Origin of the sequence: Humibacillus xanthopallidus (assembly GCF_044793955.1) — a bacterium.
Lineage (GTDB): Bacteria > Actinomycetota > Actinomycetes > Actinomycetales > Dermatophilaceae > Humibacillus > Humibacillus xanthopallidus_C.
This window is the reverse complement of record NZ_CP084995.1, coordinates 1988831-2010036: the sequence shown is the minus strand read 5'-3', so window position 1 is coordinate 2010036 and position 21206 is coordinate 1988831. Positions and strand designations below refer to the sequence as shown.

Below are 21206 nucleotides of genomic sequence, written 5' to 3'. Positions count from 1 at the left end.
CGGTCGAAGGGGTGGCCCTCGTGGGCCACCCCTTCGACATCGATCTGACGGCGTCAGCTGCAGCCGCTGGTGCTTCCGCAGCCCTCGCAGACGTAGCAGGAGCCGGCGGGACGCATCTTGGTGCCGCAGGTCATGCAGATGGGTGCGTCAGCGGTGATGCCGCCGAACTTCTCGAGGAGCTCGGCCGAGCTGTGCACCTCGCTGGAGACCTCACGGGCTGACGCCGCACCGGCGCCGGACTTCACCTCGGAGGCCTTGAGCTCGACCTTGTCGTCGGACTTGGCCTCGGGTGCCTTCTTCGCGACGGGAGCCGACTGCTGGAGCGACTCGAGCTCGTCCTCGAGGTCCTCGTCGGAGTCGTCGGACTCCGCCTCGTAGGAGCCGGTCTCGACCTGGCGGGCCCGCTCGGCAGCCGTGTGGATGCCCATGAAGGAGCGGGTGTCGAAGTCGAGGTAGTCGAGAGCCAGACGACGGAAGACGTAGTCCATGATCGACTGCGCCATGCGCACGTCGGGGTCGTCGGTCAGACCGGCCGGCTCGAAGCGCAGGTTCGTGAACTTCTCGACGAAGGTCTCGAGCGGCACGCCGTACTGCAGCCCGATGGAGACGGCGATCGAGAACGCGTCCATCACGCCGGCCAGGGTCGAGCCCTGCTTGCCGAACTTGAGGAAGATCTCACCCAGCTGCGCGTCGTCGTAGGTGCCGGCCGTGAGGTAGCCCTCGGCGCCACCGACGGCGAAGGACGTCGTCTGCGAGGAGCGGCGCTTGGGCAGACGGCGACGGACCGGGCGGTACTCGATGACCTTCTCAACCTTGACCTCGGAGGCCGCGGCGTCAGAGGCGTCCTTCTTGTCCTTGGCGGTGGAGCCACCATCGGACAGCGGCTGGCCGACCTTGCAGTTGTCGCGGTAGACGGCGAGCGCCTTGAGGCCGAGCTTCCAGCCCTGCAGGTAGACGTCTTCGATCTCCTCGACCGTGGCGTCCTCGGGCAGGTTGACCGTCTTGCTGATCGCACCGGAGAGGAAGGGCTGCGTCGCGGCCATCATGCGCACGTGACCCATCGCCGAGATCGAGCGCGCGCCCATGGCGGTGTCGAAGACCTCGTAGTGCTCCGGCTTGAGGCCGGGTGCGTCGATGACGTGACCCTTGTCGGCGATGTACTCGACGATCGCCTCGACGGTCTCGCCGGTGTAGCCCATCTTGCGCAGCGCCCGCGGGATCGTCAGGTTGACGATCTGCATCGAGCCGCCGCCGACGAGCTTCTTGAACTTCACGAGCGAGAAGTCGGGCTCGATGCCCGTCGTGTCGCAGTCCATCATGAAGCCGATGGTGCCCGTGGGGGCCAGGACCGACGCCTGCGCGTTGCGGTAGCCGTTCTTCTCACCGAACTTGATGACGTCGTCCCACGCCTTCGTCGCGAGCTTGTGGATGTCCCCGTCCATAGCGTCGAGCGTCTTGATGTTGTCGTTGGCAGCCTGGTGCTTGCGCATGACGCGCTTGTGGGCGTCAGCGTTGCGGGCGTATCCGGCATACGGCCCGACGACCGCCGCCATCTCGGCGGAGCGCTTGTAGGCGGCTCCGGTGAGCAGCGAGGTGATCGAGGCAGCGAGCGAGCGGCCACCCTCGGAGTCGTAGCCGTGGCCGGTGGCCATGAGCAGCGCGCCGAGGTTGGCGTAGCCGATGCCGAGCTGACGGTAGTTGCGCGTCGTCTCGCCGATCGGCTCGGTCGGGAAGTCGGCGAAGCAGATCGAGATGTCCATCGCCGTGATGACGAGCTCGACCACCTTCTGGAAGGTCTCGGCGTCGAAGGTGTCGTCGTCGCGCAGGAACTTCAGCAGGTTGAGAGAGGCGAGGTTGCACGAGGAGTTGTCGAGCGACATGTATTCCGAGCAGGGGTTGGAGGCCGTGATGCGGCCGGTCTCGGGGTTCGTGTGCCAGGCGTTGATCGTGTCGTCGTACTGGATGCCGGGGTCGGCGCACTCCCACGCAGCCTTGGCGATCTTGCCGAAGAGCTCACGGGCGTCGACGGTGTCGATGACCGAGCCGTCGAGGCGCGAGCGGAGACCGAAGTCGGTGCCGTCCTCGACAGCCTTCATGAACTCGTCGTTGACGCGGACCGAGTTGTTGGCGTTCTGGTACTGGACGGACACGATGTCCTTGCCACCGAGGTCCATGTCGAAGCCGGCGTCGCGCAGCGCGCGGATCTTGTCCTCCTCGCGCGCCTTGGTCTCGACGAACTCCTCGATGTCGGGGTGGTCGACGTCGAGCACGACCATCTTGGCCGCACGACGCGTCGCGCCGCCCGACTTGATGGTGCCGGCGGACGCGTCGGCGCCGCGCATGAAGGAGACCGGGCCGGAGGCCGTGCCGCCGGAGGAGAGCAGCTCCTTGGACGAGCGGATCCTCGACAGGTTGAGGCCCGCACCGGAGCCACCCTGGAAGATCTTGCCCTCCTCCTTGTACCAGTTGAGGATCGAGTCCATCGAGTCGTCGACCGAGAGGATGAAGCAGGCCGAGACCTGCTGCGGGCTCTTGGTGCCGACGTTGAACCAGACGGGAGAGTTGAACGAGAAGACCTGGTGGAGGAGGGCGTGCGTGAGCTCGTGCTCGAAGACCTCGGCGTCCTCCGGCGAAGCGAAGTAGCCGTTGCTCTTGCCCGCGGCGCCGTAGGTCAGCACGACCCGGTCGATGAGCTGCTTGAGCGAGGTCTCGCGGGCGGCCGTGCCGACGGCGCCGCGGAAGTACTTGGTGGTGACGATGGTGCTCGCGTTGACCGACCAGAAGTCGGGGAACTCGACACCGCGCTGCTCGAAGATCGTCACGCCGGTCTTCCAGTTCTGCTGGACGACGTCGCGCTTCTCCCAGGTCACCTCGTCGTAGGGGTGGACTCCCGGGGTCGTGTAGATGCGCTCGATCTTGACGCCCTTGGCGCCAGTCTTCGAGCGAGAGCTCCGGTTACCGATCTCCGTCATGTCGTGCGGCCTCCCTGACCGTGGTGGGCCCCTCCCGGGGGCCCGATGGGCTTCGTGCTCGTCTCGTCGATGCCAGTGTCTCGCCGGGGTCTGACAGTCCCCGTGGTCGTTCGGCGGGTGTGCTCGTGGAGGATGGTGGTGCGTGAATCGGTGCCGCTGGTCACCGTGGCGCGCCGAGCGGGCTCGGAGCCGAGGGCTCCTCCCCCAGCGCGTCACGCTCGGCTCGAAGGAGGGCGATCGCGCCCTCGAAGTCCTCGAGGCTCTCCCAGCCCTGATAGACGCTGGCGAACCTGAGGTAGGCGACCTCGTCGAGCTCTCGGAGCGGCTCGAGGACGGCCATGCCGACCTCGTGGGCCTCGATCTCGGCGTTGCCCAGCGCCCTGATGGTCTCCTCGACCCTCTGGGCCAGCAGCGCCAGGTCGTCCTCCGTGACCGGTCGGCCCTGACAGGCCTTGCGGACTCCGGAGAGCACCTTGGCCCGGCTGAACGGCTCGGAGGCCCCCGACCGCTTGATGACGCTGAGGCTCGAGGTCTCGAGCGTCGTGAAACGGCGGTTGCACTCGGGGCACTGGCGGCGGCGGCGGATCGCCGCGCCGTCGTCGGTGGTGCGCGAGTCGATGACCCGCGAGTCGGTGTGGCGACAGAACGGACAGTGCACGTCGGTCACCTCCCCTTCCCCGTGATTCCCCGCTGGTGAAACGCCCGGCGCCCATCCCGTATGCCGTCCGGCCGGCTCCCGATTTGGCCCACCGACCCGCGCCGGTGTTCGTGGGCCCGGCGCGGGCCTGTGGACGGATCAGGGGTCGAGCTGGGGATGACCTGGGGACGACCTGTGCGTAACCCCCGTTTGCCTGGGGACTACATGTGGACGTCTTACATCCGTGTAACTACTAGATGTAGGGGTAACTGTAGGCACGGTGTGACCTGGACCGCAAGCACACGCTGACGATTCGCGGCGACGAGTCGCTGACCTGCGCAAACACCTCAGCAGTCACAGCGGTCACGGCGTGTCGCCACAACATCTGGGGGTGGGCGCGCGGCTCTGCTCCCCGATGTGGCGTCACCGCCCCCTCTTGCGCCGGCGCTCCGCCTCGGACTCGGCCACTGTCGCGTCGCGCCGATCGGCGACGACGGCGGCGAGGTTGAAGGCGCTGTCGCTGCCCGCCTTGAGGTAGTCGGAGTGTCCGCGAGACGTGCGACCGGCGCCCGGCGACCCTGCTCCGCCCGGCGCGAAGGTCGACAGTGTCCGGGCGCCCACGACGGCGGCCGCGGCCGGGCCGAGGACGACGCGGCCGCTCGCGACCACCGGGTCATCGATCGAGCCGAGCACGTTGAAACCTCCCGGCTTCAGACCGGTGTCGACGATCGAGCGCACCGCTCCCCCGGTGCCGGGCGAGCCGAAGAGGGCGACCCGGTCGATGCCCGTCGGCCGACGCAACGCGAAGGAGAGCACGACGGAGCCGTAGGAGTGGGCGAGCACGCTCTGGTCGGGTGGCGTCTCACGCGCGGCATCGAGGCCGGTCACGAAGGCCGCCAGGTCCAGTGCCGCCCGGGCCGCCACCCCGGGCGAGATCACCGTGCGCGACGGCGAGAGCACCTCGTCGGCCTGGGGGGCCGCATAGCCGAGCCACGTCACCATCGCGACGTCGCCGCGAGCCATTCCCTGCGCGCTCGACCGTAGCCGGGCGAGGTCACGGTCGTGCCGGTCGAGGTCACCCGCGACCGTCGTGGTGAAGCCGCCGACGAACGTGGCGACGTGCGCAGCGGTGTCGATCTCGCCGATGGAGACCGCCGCCTTCGGATGTCGACCCGTGACGTCGAGCAGCAGCAGCCGCCGGCGGGCGCCGTCCGTGCGCGACAACACCCCTCGCACGGCCCGCAGCGCGTCGAGGCGCCGCCGCAGCAGCTCGACCGCGGCGGCCCGCTCCGAGAGTCCGAGACCGAGGACGACCGCTCCCCCGGCACCCACCTCGTCGGGCCGCACCGCCCCACCGGCCTCGAGCGCCGCCAGCCGACCTGCCGCGGCGTGTTGCGCCCGGTCGAGCAGGATCCGGTTGGCGTGGTCTCGGTCGGCCGGAGGCAGTCCGTCGCGCGGCCCGATCCACTCCGGGTGGTCGCGGATGATCCGGCCACGCTCCTCGCTCGTGAGGCTGCGCCACCAGGCAGCGTTGGCGAAGACATCGCCGGACGACGGGCCGGGCGACGGGCCCGACGGTCCAGACCCGCCGGCGCCGGGTGGGGGCAGCGAAGCCAGCACGCCCCGGTCACCTGCGGCAGCGGCGCCCGTTGCCGACGCGAGCAGATGTCGCGCGAGGTCGAGGTCGGTCTCCGTGGCCACCCGCTCGGCCTGCCTCAGGTAGGCCGCCACCTCCGCGCCCATCAGCGCGTCGGCCCGCGCCTCGTGGCTGTCGAGCACCGGATCGCCCGTGGGCACCCGCAGCGGCAGGACCAGACTGCCCGTCTCGGTGACCCGGGCACCGCGATCCTGCGCACGGGCGCCCGCTCTCTCGAGGAGATCCACCGCTGCTCGCAGGCGCAGGCCTGCGTGGCTGAGAGCCTGGGAACAGACGCCGAGATCGCCGGCCAGGTGCGCCAGCTCACCCACGAGACCGGAGAACCGGCCCGCGGCTGCGGAGGCCGCAGGTCCGGACCAGTGCGAGGTCATCGCGCCGGCGGCGCCTGCCCTCGAGAGGGCGACCGACCGGCCCCGCAGCACCGCCTCGATCACCCCCGCGACGGTGTGCCGATGCTCCTCAACTCGCCGGGCCACTGCCGAGAGCACCTCGGGCCTCGCCGCCCGCAGGTCGCCGACCGACACACCGGTCACGGCGACGCGAGAGATCCCAGTGCTCGCCCGGCCACCTCCTCCACGGCGTCATAACCGGCCGCTGCCACCTCGAGGGCCGCACCCGTCGTGCGCACCTGGCAGCGCAACGCCGCGAGTCGCCGACCCCAGACCGTGCACACGTGCCCCGTCGACGCCGCGGTCTCGCCGCCGCGGAACGCCGCACCCACGAGCCCGACGTCGTCCGCGACCCGCACCCGCTCGAGCCGGGCCAGCGCCTCCTCGACAGCGGTCACGCTTGCACGCAGACCGCCGGTCTCCACTCTGAACTGCATCTCCCACTCCCTCCACGTGCGAGCAGGCTAGGAAGGGAAGGGCCACCGGTGCTCCGGCTCGTCCACAGCACGTCACGACGTGGTCGCCGTCGTCCACAGGTCAGGCGTGCCAGCCGTGGCAGGACAGCAGAGCGCCGCACCCCCAAGAGAGGGTGCGGCGCTTTGGGCGCGCTGAGGCGGGGTCGAATCGCCGTCGCACACCAGCCGCTGATGGTGGAGCCAACGCGGCCGTAAGGGGGGTCAGCCGGTCACGGCGTCGGGATGAGCAGCGCCTGCCCGGCGCTGACCTGGCTGGAGGACAGCCCGTTGGCGAGCTGGATCTCGATGACGCCGTCGGCGATGGGCAGGCCGGGCAGCTCGCGGGCGGCGATCTCGGAGAGCGTGTCGCCCGCGACGACGGTCACGGCGCGCGGCGCGGAGCTCGCGGTCGCCAGCTGGCCGGCGAGACCGACACCCAGCACCGCGATGGCCGTCGCGATGACGAGGGCGATGACGAGGCGCCCGAGGCGGGTGAGCCGCAGCGGGGGCTGGGTCGCCCGCGCAGCACGCGCCGCCCGCACGGCGTCGGGACCGGTGGGCACGAGCACGAGGTGCGCGCGTCGATCGTGGTGCTCGATGATCGGTGCCTGGTGGGCGGTGGCGCTCATGGTGACCTCCCGGTGGTGTGACCTGTGCGGTGATGCGGGCTGCTGCGGCGAACGGGTGTTCGATCGAACGCCTGTACGATTTGTAGCACGCCCGTTCGAAGAAGTCGAGACACGCGTCGAACAGATGTTTGGCAACTGTGTTCGAATCTCATAGTCTCTCCTCACACCACACACCACACCAGTCACCACTGACACTGGCCGCACCGCAAGGGGACGAGCATGGGCGTGACCGAGTTTCCCGACCGCGACAAGGGCGACGGGCTGACCGTGCGCCAGCGGCGCGTGCTCGAGGTCATCCGCAACTCCGTCGACCGCCGCGGCTACCCGCCGAGCATGCGCGAGATCGGTGACGCGGTCGGCCTGGCGAGCCCCTCGAGCGTCTCCCACCAGCTCAATGCCCTCGTCACCAAGGGCTACCTGCGCCGCGACCCCAACCGCCCGCGCGCCCTCGAGATCGTCTCGCCCGACACGTCACCGGCCGAGCTGCGCCACCGCGGCGGTGACGTCATCGACATCGCCTCCTCGAGCGCCGACCACGGCAGCCGCCACGACCTCGAGACCGACTCCGGCGACGCCCGTCCGCAGGCGGCCTACGTGCCGGTGCTCGGCCGGATCGCCGCCGGCGTGCCGATCACGGCCGAGGAGGTCGTCGACGACGTCTTCCCCCTGCCCAAGCAGCTCGTCGGCGAGGGCGAGCTCTTCCTGCTCAAGGTCGTCGGTGACTCGATGATCGACGCCGCCATCTGCGACGGCGACTGGGTCGTCGTCTCACGCTCGCAGACGGCCGAGAACGGCGAGATCGTCGCGGCCCTGCTCGACAACGAGGCCACCGTCAAGACCTTCAAGCGCAAGGACGGGCACGTGTGGCTCATGCCGCACAACCCCGCCTTCGACCCGATCGACGGCGACCACGCCACCATCCTCGGCAAGGTGACCGCCGTCCTGCGTCGCCTCTGAGGCGGCGAGCAACGCGTCGCCGACGCACGGCCGCCCGCCCGGCCCCTCGTCGGGCGGGCGTCGGTGGTCGCTGACAGGCTTGCCGTATGCCGCCCTCCCCGTCCGCCCCGACGCCGACTCCCGCCGTGGCGCCCACCCGTGACGTGGTGCAGACCTACCGCTACCTGCGCGGCGCCATGGTCGGCCTGCTCCTCGCCCTGCTGCTGTCCGTCGTGCTCCAGTGGTGGCTCGGCACCGACCGGTCCTGCTGGCTCGGCTCGATCAGCGCCTACTACTTCACCCCGGCCCGCACCGTCGTCGTCGGCACTCTCTGCGCCCTGGGGATCGCGCTCATCGCCTACGAGGGCCACTCGCCCGAGGAGAACGTCCTGCTCGACTTCTCCGGCTTCATGGCGCTGCTCGTCGCCGCCGTGCCGACCGTGCCCGACGCCCGCTGTGGGCCGAGCGCCTTCGACGAGACGACCGACGCGATCGCGGCCGGCATTGCCATCAGCGTGCCGACGCTCGTCGTCGCGACACTCGTCGCACTCGCCGTCGTCGCTGCCATCCGGGTGCGCTCGATGCGCGACGGCAGCGCTGCACGCCCCGCCACGAGCACCGTCGTGCTCTCGGTCGTGTGCGCCGGCATCGTCGTCATCGAGCTCGTCCTCGTGGCCGTGCTGCGCGGTCCGCTCGTCGCGGTGGCCCACGGCGTCGCCGCCTCGACGATGGTCGCCGGGGCCATCGCCGTCATGGTGTGCAGCGCGCTCCGCGTCGACGAGCGGCACGGTGCCGATCCGTCTGAGCTGGCGACCGCGGCGGCCTACCGACGCACCTACCTCGCGCTCGCGACGACCCTCGGGGTGCTCCTGGCTGTCACGGTCGTCCTCCACCTGTCGGTGGGCGGCTTCGGCCTCACGGTGCTCATCGCCGAGGTCGTCATCCTCGTGCTCTTCGGCGCCTACTGGGTGGCGCAGACCGTCGAGCTGTGGGACCTCGGCGACGACGAGCACCCCGAGGCGCGTGAGGTCAGCGGGGTGCGCGCCTGACCGCGCCACCCGGCATACCGGCGCCGCGCCAGCGGTCTAGTGACCGAGGGCCCCGCGCAGCTGGGTGAGCGTGCGACCTAGCGGCGCGTGCAGGCGCACGGTCGCCTCGGCGTCACCGCGGGTGGCCGAGCGCGTCACGATTGCGACCGGCACCCCGTGCTGGTGGGCCCGGCGCACGAAGCGATAACCGCTCATCACCGCGAGCGACGACCCGAGCACGAGCACGGCACCGGCGGACTCGACGAGCGAGAAGCAGCGCTCGACAAGGGTTTTCGGCACCGACTCGCCGAAGAAGACGACGTCGGGCTTGACCGTGTCATGGCCACAGACGAGGCAGCGCGGCGTGTGGAAGGACTCCACGAGAGAGTCCTCGAGCACGATGTCGCCGTCGGGGCGCACCTGCTCGCCCCACTGCGAGCCCACCGCGGCCGCCGCCTCCGCGAAACGCTCCATGAAGCCGGGGTTGGCCTCGGTCATCCGCTCGTGCAACCCGAGACGTGTCGTGACCTCACCGCACGTCAGGCAGACCGCGCGGTCGAGGGAGCCGTGCAGCTCGACGACGTCGCTGGCGCCCGCGGCCTGGTGCAGCCCGTCGACGTTCTGCGTGATGACCGGTCCGACGTAGCCGTTGCGCTGCAGTTCGGTGACGACGCGGTGTCCGTCGTTGGGCTCCGCGGCGTTGAAGCGCTGCCAGCCGATGAAGCTGCGCGCCCAGTAGCGCCGGCGCGCCTCGCTCGACCCGGCGAACTCGCCGTAGGTCATCGGCTCGACGCGGCGCGTGCCGTCGGGGCCGCGATAGTCGGGGATGCCCGACTCCGTCGAGAGGCCGGCGCCGCTCAGCACGACGACGCCTCCCCCGCTCACCAGGTCAACGAGGTCGTCGAAGGTGCCGAGGTCGTGGGTCTCGAGCGGGAGGGAGCGCGACGTCGCCAACCGCGTCGTCACTGCTGGGGGTATGCCGGCCGGCTGCTGCACGCGTTCAGCCTACGTCGGGCGCGAGGCCTCCCGATCCCACGTGGCGGGGGTGACGGCCCGGCGGCGCAGCTCGGCCTTGCGCACCTTCGCCGTCGGGGTGCGCGGCAGCGCGTCGAGCACCTCGAGGTAGCGCGGCCGCGCAAAACGCGGGACCACCGCGTCGACCCGCTGCGCGAGTTCGGCGCAGTCGATCACGACGCCGGGGCTGGCGACGATGGCGAGCATGACCTCGTCCTCGGTGCCGGCGGGCTGCGACGGCACGGCGTAGGCCGCGACCTCGGCCACCCCGTCGAGCGCGGCGACCGCGCCCTCCACCTCGAAGGAGGAGATGTTCTCACCGCGCCGTCGGATGCAGTCCTTCGTGCGGTCGACGAAGGTGACCCAGCCCTGCTCGTCCATGACGCCTGAGTCCCCGGTGTGGAACCACAGGCTGCGCCAGGCCTCGACGGTGGCCTCGGGCAGGCCGTAGTAGCCGGCCATGAAGCCGAACGGCACTCGTGGCCGCACCATGATCTCGCCCACCTCACCGCGCGCGACGGGGGCGTCGGTCGCGGCGTCGCGGATCTCGACCTCGAACCAGCGGTCGAGCACGAGCCCGGCCGCGCCCGGCCGGGAGTGCCCCAGCCGGCCGTAGAGGGGGATGTTGACCTCGGTCATGCCGTAGGCCGAGACGACCTCGGGCACGCCGAAACGGTCGCGCCAGGCCGACTCGTGGGCGGGCGGGTTCGGCACCGGACAGACGACGCGCAGGGCGTGGTCGCGGTCCCTCGCGCTCGGAGGTTGCGCGATGACGAACTCCGACATCGAGCCGAGCAGGTTCGACACCGTGACGCAGTGGTCCCGGACGTCGGACAACCACGCACTCGCGCTGAAGCGCGGCCGGAGCACGGCACTGGCGCCCGCCAGCAGGGTCGCACCGAGCTGCATGAAGAGGCCATTCGCGTGGAAGAGCGGCATGGTCACGTAGTAGCGGTCGTCGCCCGTGACACCGAGACCCTCGATGCTGCCGACGCCGAAGAGGTAGCAGTGGGCGTGCGGCATGAGCACGCCCTTGGACGGACCGGTGGTACCCGAGGTGTACATGACGCAGGCGGTCGCCCCCGCGGTCGGCAGGGGTCCGCCCCACTCGGGCTCGTCCCGCCAGCCAGCGACATCGATCAGCGCCACCCCGTGAGGGAGACTGCCCCCGAGCGCGGGGTCGGCGACGACGAACCGCGCTCCGCAGTCGCGCACCTGGTGGGCGAGGAAGTCGCCCTCGAGCGCTGTGTTGAGCGGCACGATGACCGCGCCGAGCCGGCCCAGGCCGAGCCAGAGGCGCACGAAGTCCAGGCCGTTCGGCAGCAGCACGGCAACGGCGTCGCCGGCCTGGACCCCGAGGGAGGCGAGGCGCGAGGCCATCTGCCGCGCCTCGGTGGCCGCTGCGGCATACGTCAAGGAGCCCTCGCCGATGACGTGGACGAACTCCTTGGCGCCCAAGGCCGACCCGCGCTCCTCGAGCACACGAGGCAGCACCCACCGGGTCACGTCGTCATCGACCATGCCGGACGCACAACCACGACGGCGCCGGGCTCCCGGTGTGTGCCGGCACCATCGCGGTAACCCTGCTGTGGACCGTGAGCCCACGACCCCAGCATGCGCCGAGCGAGGTCGTCGGGGCAGCGCTGCTCGGACCGCAACCCGCTCGTGGGCCGGAGGGATGCTCGGTGCGCCTTTTCGGGCGGATACTCGGAGGATGAGGCGTCTGGCCGCCTGCGTGTGCGCGATCGCCCTGATCGGTGCCGTCGCGGGCTGCACGGCGGAGGGCAGCAGCTCGACCACGTCGCCGAGCCCCGCCCCATCAGGGGTCGTCGGCCCGAGCGCCACCACGACTGTGGGTGATCCCGGCGACACCGCCGGCACCCTGACCGTCACGGCACGCTATGAGCCGCTGTGCTTCGGCGATCCCGCCACGGCCCCACCCACCTGCCCGACCGAGCCGGTGGCGGGGGTCGAGGTGACACTCACCTCCGTCGGGGGAGATCGGATCGCCACGGCCACGACGGACGCCGACGGCGCGGCCGCCTTCGTGGTCGCGCCCGGCACGTATGTCGTGGTGGCGGGAGCGGCAGGAGGGCCCCGCATCACGCCTCGACCGATGCGGGTGACCGTCGCCGCAGCGAGCGCGACGACGGTCACCCTGCGCTACCTGTCCAGCTTCCAGTGACGTCGGCCGGGAGGTCACGCAGCCGTGCGTCTCACTTCTTGCCCGTGCCTCCCTTGATGACGACCGACGCCGCATTGGTGTTGTTCGCGAGCGTCAGGTCCGGTGTCGTGCTCGTCACCGACGCCGTGTTGAGGACGTTGCCGACGCTGCCCGAGACCTGAGCCTCGATGACGAAGGTCACCGACGTGCCGGCCGGCACCCGAGCACTCGTGCAGGTCACCGTGTGGGTGGCCTTGGTGTAGGTGCACTGTGGTGAGACGTACTGCACGACGAGCTTCTTGTTCGTCAGCGGCAGGGTGTCGGTCACCGTGATGCCGGTCGCGTCGGACGGCCCACCCGTGCCGCACGTCGGCGTCTGCGTCGACTGTGCGTCGGTCTCACACCCCGGGTCGTTGTGCACGACGAGGGTGTAGACGAGCGCCGGTGACGGGTTGCCCGACCGGTAGACGGCCTGCTTGTCGAGCCAGACGTCAGCGCGAGTGGCGACGGTCGTCGTGGCGGTGGCGGTGTTGTTGCCGGCCGCCGGGTCGGGCGTCGCCGAAGAGACGACCGCGACGTTCTCGAGCACCGTTCCCGGTGCCAGCGACGCGTCGACCTTCACGGTCAGCTGGATCGTCGCGGTCTGCCCCGGCTGGAGCGTCCCCACGGCGCACTCGACCGTCGCCGTCTGCACGAGGGTGCAGACCACCTGGCCGTTGTTGTCGACCCCGGTCACGAAGCTCGTCCCGTCGGGCAGCGTGTCGGTGACGAGCACCGACTGCGCCGTCGACGGTCCGGCGTTGGACGCCTTGATCGTGTAGCTCAGCGGGTTGCCGGCGAGCACGGGGTCGGGCGAGTCGGTCTTGGTGACGGAGACGTCGGCCAGGGCCGAGACCTCGTTGTCCACGGTGACCTGGTTGTTGGCGTTGCTCGGGTCGCTCGTCGCGCTCGACACCACGGCCACGTTGGCGAGGATGGTGCCGGGAGCGACGTCCGGAGCGACGCGCGTCACGACGGTGATCGTCGCGCTCGCACCACTTGCGAGGGACCCGAGGTTGCAGGTGAGGGTGCCTGGCACCGGCTGCGGATAGGTGCACGATCCGACCGTCGAGCTCACGCTGACGAACGAGAGGCCCGCAGGCAGTCGGTCGGTCAGCACGGTCGCGACCGCGGTCGACGGACCGTTGTTGGTCACGCCGATCGTATAGGTGAGAGTCTCCCCCGCGACGACGACGGCCGGGAGGCCGGACTTCGTCACGGCCAGATCTGCCGATCCGCTGAAGACGACCTTGCCGATGGCCTGGTTGTTGCCCGAGTTCGGGTCTGGCGTCGGGCTCGTCACGGTGGCGACGTCGTTGATCTCGGCGGTGTCGGTCGAGGTCACGGTGACCCGGATGGTCGTGCGCCCACCCGCCGGCTCGGTGCCGAGGTCACACGTCACCGTGATGGTCGTGACTGGGGCGCCCTGGGGCGGAACGACGCAGACACCCCCGGGTGAGACCGAGGCGCCGACGACGTTGAAGCCCGTTGCCGAGGTCAGCACGTCGGTGAGCGTGACGTCCACGGCGTCCGACGGACCGAGGTTGTCGACGTGGATGTCGCAGAACGCCTGGGTGCCCGCGGGCGCCGAGGAGTCGGGCTTGCACACCTTGGTCACGGCGAGGTCGGCGCGTGCGAGCACGGTCGTCGTCGCGGTGACGGTGTTGTTGCCCGGGTTGGGGTCGGTCTGGTCGGCTGCCGCCACCGAGGCGGTGTTGGTCAGCAGACCCGACGTGGCGGCCCCGAGGAAGTCGGCGGGCACGTGCACCTGCACGGCCACCACGACACTCTGGCCCGCGAGCAGCTGCCCGACGTTGCAGGTCAGCACGCCAGCAGCGAGGATGCAGCCCGGTGCGCTGATCAGCGTGACGCCCGCCGGCAGGGTGTCGGTCACCGTGACGTCTTCCGCCGTTGCCGGGCCGTCATTGGTCGCCGTCAGCGTGTAGGTCACGTCCTGACCCGCGGCGACGGGGTCGGGCGCGTCCGTCTTGGTGAGGCGCAGGTCGGCCGAGAGACACGACGGGAGCCGGAACGAGCCGATCGACGTCGCGCTGTTGTCGCGCTCGCCGGTGAACCAGAAGGTGCACTCGTCGACCGGGTCGACGACGAGGCCGGCGTAGTCGCCCCAGCGGTTGGAGGTCTCGGCTGTGGTGCCGTTGGCGAGCACCTGCTCCGGCTGGGTCATCGCGCCGAGGGGCTCACCCGCGAGTCGCGCGGTGTAACGCAGACCAGGGAACGTGGAGGTCCCGTCGGAGGCCGTGTAGCCCAGCGCGATGTTGCCCTGGCCGTCCATCGCCGCCGCCGCCATCCACCGGTGGATGCCGTCGACGGGCGCGTAGGTGCCCTGCTGGTAGATGGACCAGCCGGCGCCGGTGTCACGCAGCTCGTACCAGCGCACACCCGCACGGTCTGCGCCGTCCGAGTCGACGGTCTGGTTGATCACCATCGACTCGTGCGTGCCGAAGTTGCGGTACTGCAGCCGCGCCATGAGGCGGTTGGACAAGGAGTCGAGGCGGGTCGCGGTGCCGGGCTGCGGGATGCAGTCACGGAAGTTGGCCACGCAGTTGAGGTCGGTGTCGAAGGCCGCGGTGTTGAGGGTCGTGGCGAGGGTGAACGTCGAGTTGGCGGGAGTGGCCCAGTCGACGTGGAACTCGCTGATCTCGATGCGGTCGTTGCCGCCGTCCACCGCTCCGTCGAAGGACATGGCGAACGGGTTGGGAGCACCGGGAGCGGGCGGGTTGTCGCCGTCCCAGTCAGCGGGGACGGTGCGGGTCTCGCGGCCGTCGACCCCGGCCCCGACGGCCAGTCCGGTGAAGGCCTGGAAGGTCGCGGGAGAGCCCGAGATCATCTGGGAACGGTCGAAGACGTAGGCGCCGACCGAGCCACCTTCGTACGTCGACATGTAGAGCCCGTCGGGCCAGATGCCGTACTTCATGTAGTCGTGCGAGGCCGGAAGGTTGAACTGGTAGACGAACCAGTTGAGCGTCGGGTCACCGGTCTGCGAGTAGGCGATGCACATCGGGAACGTGCCGCCCGGGCCGGTCGCTGTCGAGGGGCTGGTGAACTGGCTGATCATGAAGCGGTCGGCCTGCTGGTCGTAGAGGACGATCGGGTCTCCGGCGTTCTGGGTGCGGCACTGGTCGAAGCCGGTGCCGGCGGTCGTCGCGTTGACCCAGATCTGGTTGATCGCGGTCGGGCCGAGCAGCGAGGCACCCTGCTTGTCCCACACCTGGATCGTCGAGTTGACCATCTGGACGTAGTGGCCCGGTCCGACGTCGCCGTTGGGGTCGGGCGGGTTGGCACCGCCCTGACCCACGAACGACACCAGCGGCGCTGTGAGCTCCTGCACCGCCTCGGTGAGGCTCGGAGCCTCACCCGCAGTCGCACCCACGCCGGCACCGCTCTGGGTCTTGAGCAGCGGATCCTTCTGTCCCGCAGTCGGTTTCGTCTTGGCCGTCAGCCGACCTCGGCCGAGACCCTCGCCCGGATCCGTCGACCGGACGCCCCGGCCCTGGTCCATCGCCTTGAGCGGCTTGGTCGTCAGCGCCCCCGCGAAGGGCGGGCTCACATAGTGGTGACCGGCGGACGCGCGAGCGCTCGGCGCGGTGGACGGTGCGGCCGGGTCGGCCTGGGCCACCGTCATCGGTAGGAGTGCGGCCACCATCGAGACTGCGAGCAGTCTCGGAACGAGGCGTCTGGTCATGAAGTCGTTCCTTCCCCGTGTGTCCCCGAGCAGAATCCCCTGACCTGTCCATGTTTCTCCCGTACGGGCGAGAGCACGGCATTATCATGAGATCGGCAGAAGGTCCAGAATTGGATAAGGGACAGTTACATGAGAGTTCTCTCACGACGTCGCGCTTCCGTCGCTGCTTCGTGCGGTTTGCATAATGATCAGTTATGGTTGGCGTTGTGATTGATGCAGCCGGGCTCCGGGTCATGAAGGCCATCGCCGACGAGGGAAGCTTCACGAGCGCCGCCAACGCGCTCGGCTTCACCCAGCCGGCCATCTCGCAGATGGTCCGCCGCCTGGAGCAGCGCACCGGCACCGTCCTCGTCGAGCGCTACGGTCGCCAGGTGCGCCTCACCGAGGCCGGTCAGGTGCTCGCCCGGCACGCCGTCGGGGTGCTCGCCGCGCTCGACGCGGCCGAGGAGGAGATCACCGCCATCGCGGGCCTGCGTGCGGGCCGGGTGCGGCTGCAGGCCTTCCCGAGCTCGTCGGCGACGCTCGTGCCCAAGGCTCTCGCGATCCTACGCGCCCGCCACCCCGACATCACGATGACCTTCACCGAGGCCGAGCCGCCGCAGTCGCTCGCGGCCCTGCGCGCCGGTGACTGCGACGTCGCCGTCATCTTCGCCAACACGGACGTCGACGCCGGCGAGCTCGAGGAGGACCTCTCGCTCCTCGTCACCCGGCACCTGCTCGACGACGAGCTCCGCCTCGCCACCCCGAAGGACCACCCGCTGGCGCAGACCGGCACGGCCACCCTCGCCGACTTCTCCTCGGAGGACTGGATCGCCGGCTGTCCCCGCTGCCGCGCCCACCTCGTCGGTCTCGCCGACAAGGCCGGCTTCCGGCCGACCGTCTCCTTCGAGATCGAGGACTACGTCGCACAGCTCGGCCTCGTTGCCGCCGGCCTCGGGGTCGCGCTCGTGCCCGACATCATCCTCAACGCCGCCAAGCACGACGACGTCGCGACGCTGTCGCTCTCGCCGGCCTCGCACCGACAGATCCTCGCCGTGACGACCCCCGACCTGCTGCGCGTGCCCGCGGTCGCGGCCGCCATGGACGCGCTCTGCGCCGCAGCCGGGGCCGACCCCGCGGCCTCGCCCGCCGAGCTCGCCGCAACCCCAGCCTGAGGCACTGACGCGCTGACGCCGGCCACCCGGCATACGGTGTCGTCATGGGTGACTCGACGCGCATCTCCTACCTGCCCCTGCCCGACCGCGAGGACGTGCCCGAGGGGGTCACGCGGCTGTGGGACAAGTCGCAGGAGGCGTTCGGCTTCGTGCCCAACGTCTTCCGGGCGCAGGCCGTCAACGGCGAGCAGTTCCTCGCGTGGTGGGGCTACTTCAACCTCCTCGTCAACAAGGAGGGGCATCTCAGCAACGCCGACCGGGAGCTGCTCGCCGTCGTCGTCAGCAGCGTCAACCGCTGCACCTACTGCGAGATCAGCCACGGCGCGGCGTTGCGCACGTTCAGCGACGACGCCGTCACCGCCGACCTCGTCGCCTCCAACTGGCGCCAGGCCGACCTGCCCGAGCGCGAGGGCGCGATGTGCGCCTACGCCGAGAAGCTGACCCTCCACCCGGCCGAGGTCACCGAGGACGACCTCGAGCCGCTGCGTGCCGTGGGTCTCGACGACCACCAGATCGTGGAACTCGTGCAGGTCGTCGGCATGTTCAACCTCACCAACCGCGTCTCGACGGCGCTGGGCTTCGTGCCCAACGCCGAGTACCACGCGATCGGGCGCCCGTGAGGCGAGACGGTATGCCGCCCTCCCGTCCGAGCGACACAATGCCGTCATGACGCGTGTCGCCCTCGCCGCCACTGGACCCGCTGCGCTCGAAGCCGGCCTCGAGTGCGCAGCCGAGGGCGGAGGCGCCGTCGACGTCGCGATCGCGGCAGCACTCGCCGCCATGTGCACCGAGCCCGGCGTCGTCAGCATCATGGGCGGCGCCTTCGTCAACGTCTGGCAGGCCGGCGACCATCCGGTCGTCGTCGACGGCAACGTCGAGATGCCCGGCCGCGGTCTGCCGGAGTCGGCGTTCGGCCACAGCGTGCGCGAGGTCCGCACCGACTACGGCGGAGGCGTCACCATCGGCGCCGGCCACGGGTCGGTCGCCAACAGCGGCGCCGTGCAGGCGCTGTCGCTCGCGCGCGACCACTATGGCATCCTCCCCTGGCGGCGGCTCGTCGAGCCGACCGCCCGCATCTGCAGGGAGGGCTATCCGGTCGGCGCCTCCGCCGCCCTCTACCTCGGCATCGTGCGCGACACCCTCTTCGGCACCGACCCCGAGGCGCACTCGCTCGTCACCGGCGCCGACGGTGGGGCCATCCAACCGGGCGAGATCTCCACCAACCCCGACCTCGCCGACATCCTCGAGCTCCTTGCGGTGCAAGGACCCTCGCTCTTCACGACCGGCGCTGTCGGTCGCGTGCTCGTCGACGACATGGCGGCGAACGGCGGCCTCATCACGCGCGCCGACCTTCAGGCCTACGAGCCCGTCGTGCGCACCCCGACCCTGCGGGCTGTGGGTGGGTGGACCGTCGCACTCAACCCACCACCGTCGGTCGGCGGACCGATGCTCGCGGTGATGCTCGGCGAGCTGGCCCACCGCGACCACCGGTCGTGGGCAGACGTGCTCGACATCCAGCGCCGGGTCCTCTCCTACCGCCTCTCGGTGCACGACCAGTCGCGTGACCTCGAGCGCGACGGGCACGCCCTGCTCGCCGAAGTGGAGCGCCACGGGCTCGCCGGCCTGCCGACCTCGGCCTCGACGGCGCACATCTCAGCCGTCGACGAGCACGGCAACGCCTGCGCCATCACGATGTCGTCGGGCTACGGCGCGGGCATGGTGATCCCCGGCACCGGCATCCTGCTCAACAACGCCCTCGGCGAGCCCGAGCTCAACCGGCTCGGCCTGCACGCGGTGGCCTCGGGCACGCGCCTCGCGTCCAACATGGCGCCCACCACGGCTCGCGGCGCAGCCGGGTCGGCCCTGGCCGTCGGCTCGCCCGGCGCCGACCGCATCACGACGGCCCTGCTCCAGGTGCTCGGGCACACGATGCTCGGCGGTGACACCCTGCAGGAGGCGATCGACGAGGCGCGGGCGCACGTGCGGTTCATGCCCGACGGCTCCATCCGCGTCGACCACGAGCCGTCCGAGACGATCTCCGAGGGGATCGCCCGGCTCGGGCTCGCCTCGCACGAATACCCTGGCCCGCACATGTACTTCGGCGGGGTGGGCGCCGCCGAGCTCGGGCCGCAGGGCCTCATCGCGGCCGGTGACGCGCGACGCGAGGCGGCCGTCGGGGTATCTCCCTAGCACGTCCGTCCGGGCCGGCACCCATCCGGCGCCACCACCCGCACCGAACCTCCACGGAGACGACCCACCCGAGTCGACCCTGCAGAGAGGCCCGCCCGATGACCCTGACCGACGACCGCCCCGACGCCGCCGCCTCGGCAAGCCCGGCCCGCCCGGCCCGCACCGACGGCATCGCCCCCCGACTCGCCGACCTCGTCACGCCTCTCTTCGGAGGCCGCCTGCCGATCCGGATCCGCGCCTGGGACGGCACCACCGCGGGGCCGACCGACGGCTCGACGGACGCCCCGACGGTCGTCGTGCGAGACCGTGACGCCCTCCGCCGCCTCGTGCGCCACCCCGGGGAGCTGGGCCTCGCGCAGGCCTACGTCACCGGTGAGGTCGACGTCGAGGGCGACCTGCTCGACGGTTTCCGCCGGGTCTGGTCGAGCGCCCGCAGCGCGAAGCCGACCGCGATGCGACCGGGCGTGATCGCGAACGGGGTGCGCACGGCATACGGCCTCGGCGCCCTCGGGCTGCCGCCCGAGCCCCCGGCGTCGCAGGCGCGACTGCGCGGGCGGCTGCACACCAAGGCGCGCGACCGCAGTGCGATCGAGCACCACTACAACCTCTCGAACGACTTCTATGCCCTCATCCTCGACCGGCAGATGGCCTACTCGTGCGGCTACTGGACGAGCGACGCTCCCGATTACACCGTCGAGGACGCTCAGCGCGACAAGCTCGACCTCGTGTGCCGCAAGCTCGGCATCGAGCCCGGTGGGCGACACCTCGACATCGGCTGCGGCTGGGGCTCGCTGTCACTGCACGCGGCCGAGCACTACGGGGCGCAGGTCGTCGGCGTGACGATCTCCAGCGAGCAGAAAGCCTTCATCGACAATCGAATTCGCGAGCGCGGTCTCGAGGGCCGAGTCGAGATCCGGCTGCAGGACTACCGCGAGGTGCCCGACGGCCCCTTCGACACGATCTCCTCGATCGAGATGGGCGAGCACGTGGGCAAGGCCAACTACCCGACCTTCACGTCCCAGATCCACTCCCTGCTGCAACCCGGTGGCCGGGCGCTCGTCCAGCAGATGTCGCGCACGACGCGGCCGGGTGGTGGGCCCTTCATCGAGGCGTTCATCGCGCCCGACATGCACATGCGCCCGGTCGGCGAGACGGTCGCACTCATCGAGGAGGCGGGGCTCGAGGTCCGCGACGTGCACGCCCTCCGGGAGCACTACGTGCGGACCGTTGCTGCGTGGTACGCGACGTTCGAGGCCAACTGGGACCACGTCGTCGCGCTGGTCGGCGAGGAGGTCGGGCGGGTCTGGCGGCTCTACCTCGTCGGGGGCGCACTCGCCTTCGAGGAGGGACGCATGGGCGTCGACCAGATCCTCGCGGTGAAGCCGACCGTCGACGGTCGCAGCGGCATGCCGTCCGTGCGGGCGCGGTGACCGGCTTCGACGCGGACACCGTCGTCCGTGTCCTGCAGCTGACAGCACTCGCCGTCGTCGTCGTGCTCGGGGCGACCTTCGCCATCGCACAGCGCGTCGGCAAGCAGGCGGTCGTCGACGTTGCCTGGGGACTGGGTTTCGTGGCGATCGCGCTCACCGCCTTCGTGGCCACCGCGGGCGCCGGCGACGGTCTGCGGCGGTGGCTCGCGCTCGGGCTGACCGCCACGTGGGGGCTGCGGCTGGCTGCTCACATCCTCACCAGGTCGCGGGGCAAGGGCGAGGAACCTCGCTACGCGGCGATGCTGGAGCGTGCCACCGGCAGCCGCGCACGGTATGCCCTGCTGCACATCTACGTGCCGCAGGGGCTGGTCATGTGGTTCGTCTCCCTCCCGGTCCAAGTTGCGATGGTCGTGCAGGGGGGCATCGGCTGGGTGCTGTGGCTGGGCGTCGCCGTGTGGGCCGTGGGCTTCGTCTTCGAGTCCGTCGGGGACCTGCAGCTGGCCCGGTTCCGGGGCGAGGAGTCCAACCGGGGCAGGGTGCTCGACACCGGGCTGTGGCGCTACACGCGGCACCCCAACTACTTCGGCGACGCGGCAGTCTGGACCGGGCTCTTCCTCATCGCGGCCAGCGCCTGGCCGGGCGTGCTGACCGCACTGTCGCCCGCTGTCATGGTGTGGAACCTCTACAGCGGCACGGGGAAGAAGCTGCTGGAGAAGGACATCGGCGACCGGAGACCCGACTACGCCGACTACGTGCGGCGCACGAGCGGCTTCTTCCCGTGGCCGCCGAAGGCTCGTCGGCGATGATGG

The 21206-nt window shown here is 70.7% G+C and carries 16 protein-coding genes; 8 read left to right on the top strand and 8 right to left on the bottom strand.

Annotated elements, in window-relative coordinates; translation table 11 throughout:
• Positions 1–53: 53 nt before the first annotated feature.
• The 5 genes from LG278_RS08890 to LG278_RS08870 form a co-directional block, all read right to left on the bottom strand.
• The gene (locus LG278_RS08890; RefSeq protein WP_404392967.1) at positions 54–2972 is read right to left on the bottom strand and encodes a vitamin B12-dependent ribonucleotide reductase; all 2919 of its coding nucleotides are present in this window, start codon (positions 2970–2972) and stop codon (positions 54–56) included.
• 160 nt (positions 2973–3132) lie between these two features.
• Entirely contained in the window at positions 3133–3630 is a 498-nt protein-coding gene (gene nrdR, locus LG278_RS08885) for a transcriptional regulator NrdR (protein ID WP_404392965.1), read from the bottom strand.
• A gap of 402 nt (positions 3631–4032) precedes the next feature.
• Positions 4033–5799 (bottom strand): alpha/beta hydrolase, encoded by a 1767-nt coding sequence (locus tag LG278_RS08880; RefSeq protein ID WP_404392963.1) that lies wholly within the window; start codon positions 5797–5799, stop codon positions 4033–4035.
• Entirely contained in the window at positions 5796–6092 is a 297-nt protein-coding gene (locus LG278_RS08875; protein WP_404392961.1) for a hypothetical protein, read from the bottom strand. Before LG278_RS08875 ends, LG278_RS08880 begins: the two co-directional genes overlap by 4 nt.
• Before the next feature lie 248 nt (positions 6093–6340).
• Positions 6341–6739, bottom strand: a complete 399-nt coding sequence (locus LG278_RS08870) for a LysM peptidoglycan-binding domain-containing protein (RefSeq protein WP_404392959.1) — start codon at positions 6737–6739, stop codon at positions 6341–6343.
• Positions 6740–6958: 219 nt separating this feature from the next.
• Here LG278_RS08870 and lexA point away from each other — a divergent pair, with 219 nt between their 5' ends.
• On the top strand, positions 6959–7696 hold the full coding sequence (gene lexA, locus LG278_RS08865; RefSeq protein WP_404392957.1) for a transcriptional repressor LexA: 738 nt from the start codon (positions 6959–6961) through the stop codon (positions 7694–7696).
• An 86-nt stretch (positions 7697–7782) separates the two neighbouring features.
• Positions 7783–8724, top strand: a complete 942-nt coding sequence (locus tag LG278_RS08860; RefSeq protein WP_404392955.1) for a hypothetical protein — start codon at positions 7783–7785, stop codon at positions 8722–8724.
• A 36-nt stretch (positions 8725–8760) separates the two neighbouring features.
• On the opposite strand, the gene LG278_RS08855 is transcribed toward LG278_RS08860, so the two are convergent.
• Complete coding sequence (locus LG278_RS08855) at positions 8761–9699, bottom strand: Sir2 family NAD-dependent protein deacetylase (RefSeq protein ID WP_404392953.1); 939 nt, start codon at positions 9697–9699, stop codon at positions 8761–8763.
• A 9-nt stretch (positions 9700–9708) separates the two neighbouring features.
• The gene (locus tag LG278_RS08850) at positions 9709–11238 is read right to left on the bottom strand and encodes an AMP-binding protein (protein ID WP_404392951.1); all 1530 of its coding nucleotides are present in this window, start codon (positions 11236–11238) and stop codon (positions 9709–9711) included.
• Between the two features lie 193 nt (positions 11239–11431).
• Between LG278_RS08850 and LG278_RS08845 the strand changes: the two genes are divergently transcribed.
• Positions 11432–11902 (top strand): carboxypeptidase regulatory-like domain-containing protein, encoded by a 471-nt coding sequence (locus LG278_RS08845; RefSeq protein WP_404392949.1) that lies wholly within the window; start codon positions 11432–11434, stop codon positions 11900–11902.
• A gap of 31 nt (positions 11903–11933) precedes the next feature.
• Here the strand turns inward: LG278_RS08845 and LG278_RS08840 are convergent, their stop codons facing one another.
• Positions 11934–15623, bottom strand: coding sequence for a DUF11 domain-containing protein (locus LG278_RS08840; RefSeq protein ID WP_404392947.1), 3690 nt, complete (start codon positions 15621–15623; stop codon positions 11934–11936).
• Positions 15624–15829: 206 nt separating this feature from the next.
• Here LG278_RS08840 and LG278_RS08835 point away from each other — a divergent pair, with 206 nt between their 5' ends.
• From LG278_RS08835 to LG278_RS08815, 5 genes are all read left to right on the top strand, one after another.
• Complete coding sequence (locus LG278_RS08835; protein WP_404392945.1) at positions 15830–16777, top strand: LysR family transcriptional regulator; 948 nt, start codon at positions 15830–15832, stop codon at positions 16775–16777.
• 44 nt (positions 16778–16821) lie between these two features.
• Positions 16822–17397 (top strand): peroxidase-related enzyme, encoded by a 576-nt coding sequence (locus LG278_RS08830; RefSeq protein ID WP_404392943.1) that lies wholly within the window; start codon positions 16822–16824, stop codon positions 17395–17397.
• 46 nt (positions 17398–17443) lie between these two features.
• On the top strand, positions 17444–18967 hold the full coding sequence (locus LG278_RS08825) for a gamma-glutamyltransferase (protein ID WP_404392941.1): 1524 nt from the start codon (positions 17444–17446) through the stop codon (positions 18965–18967).
• 98 nt (positions 18968–19065) lie between these two features.
• Positions 19066–20397 (top strand): class I SAM-dependent methyltransferase, encoded by a 1332-nt coding sequence (locus tag LG278_RS08820; RefSeq protein ID WP_404392939.1) that lies wholly within the window; start codon positions 19066–19068, stop codon positions 20395–20397.
• Positions 20394–21203 (top strand): DUF1295 domain-containing protein, encoded by an 810-nt coding sequence (locus tag LG278_RS08815; RefSeq protein WP_404392938.1) that lies wholly within the window; start codon positions 20394–20396, stop codon positions 21201–21203. Before LG278_RS08820 ends, LG278_RS08815 begins: the two co-directional genes overlap by 4 nt.
• Positions 21204–21206 lie beyond the last annotated feature (3 nt).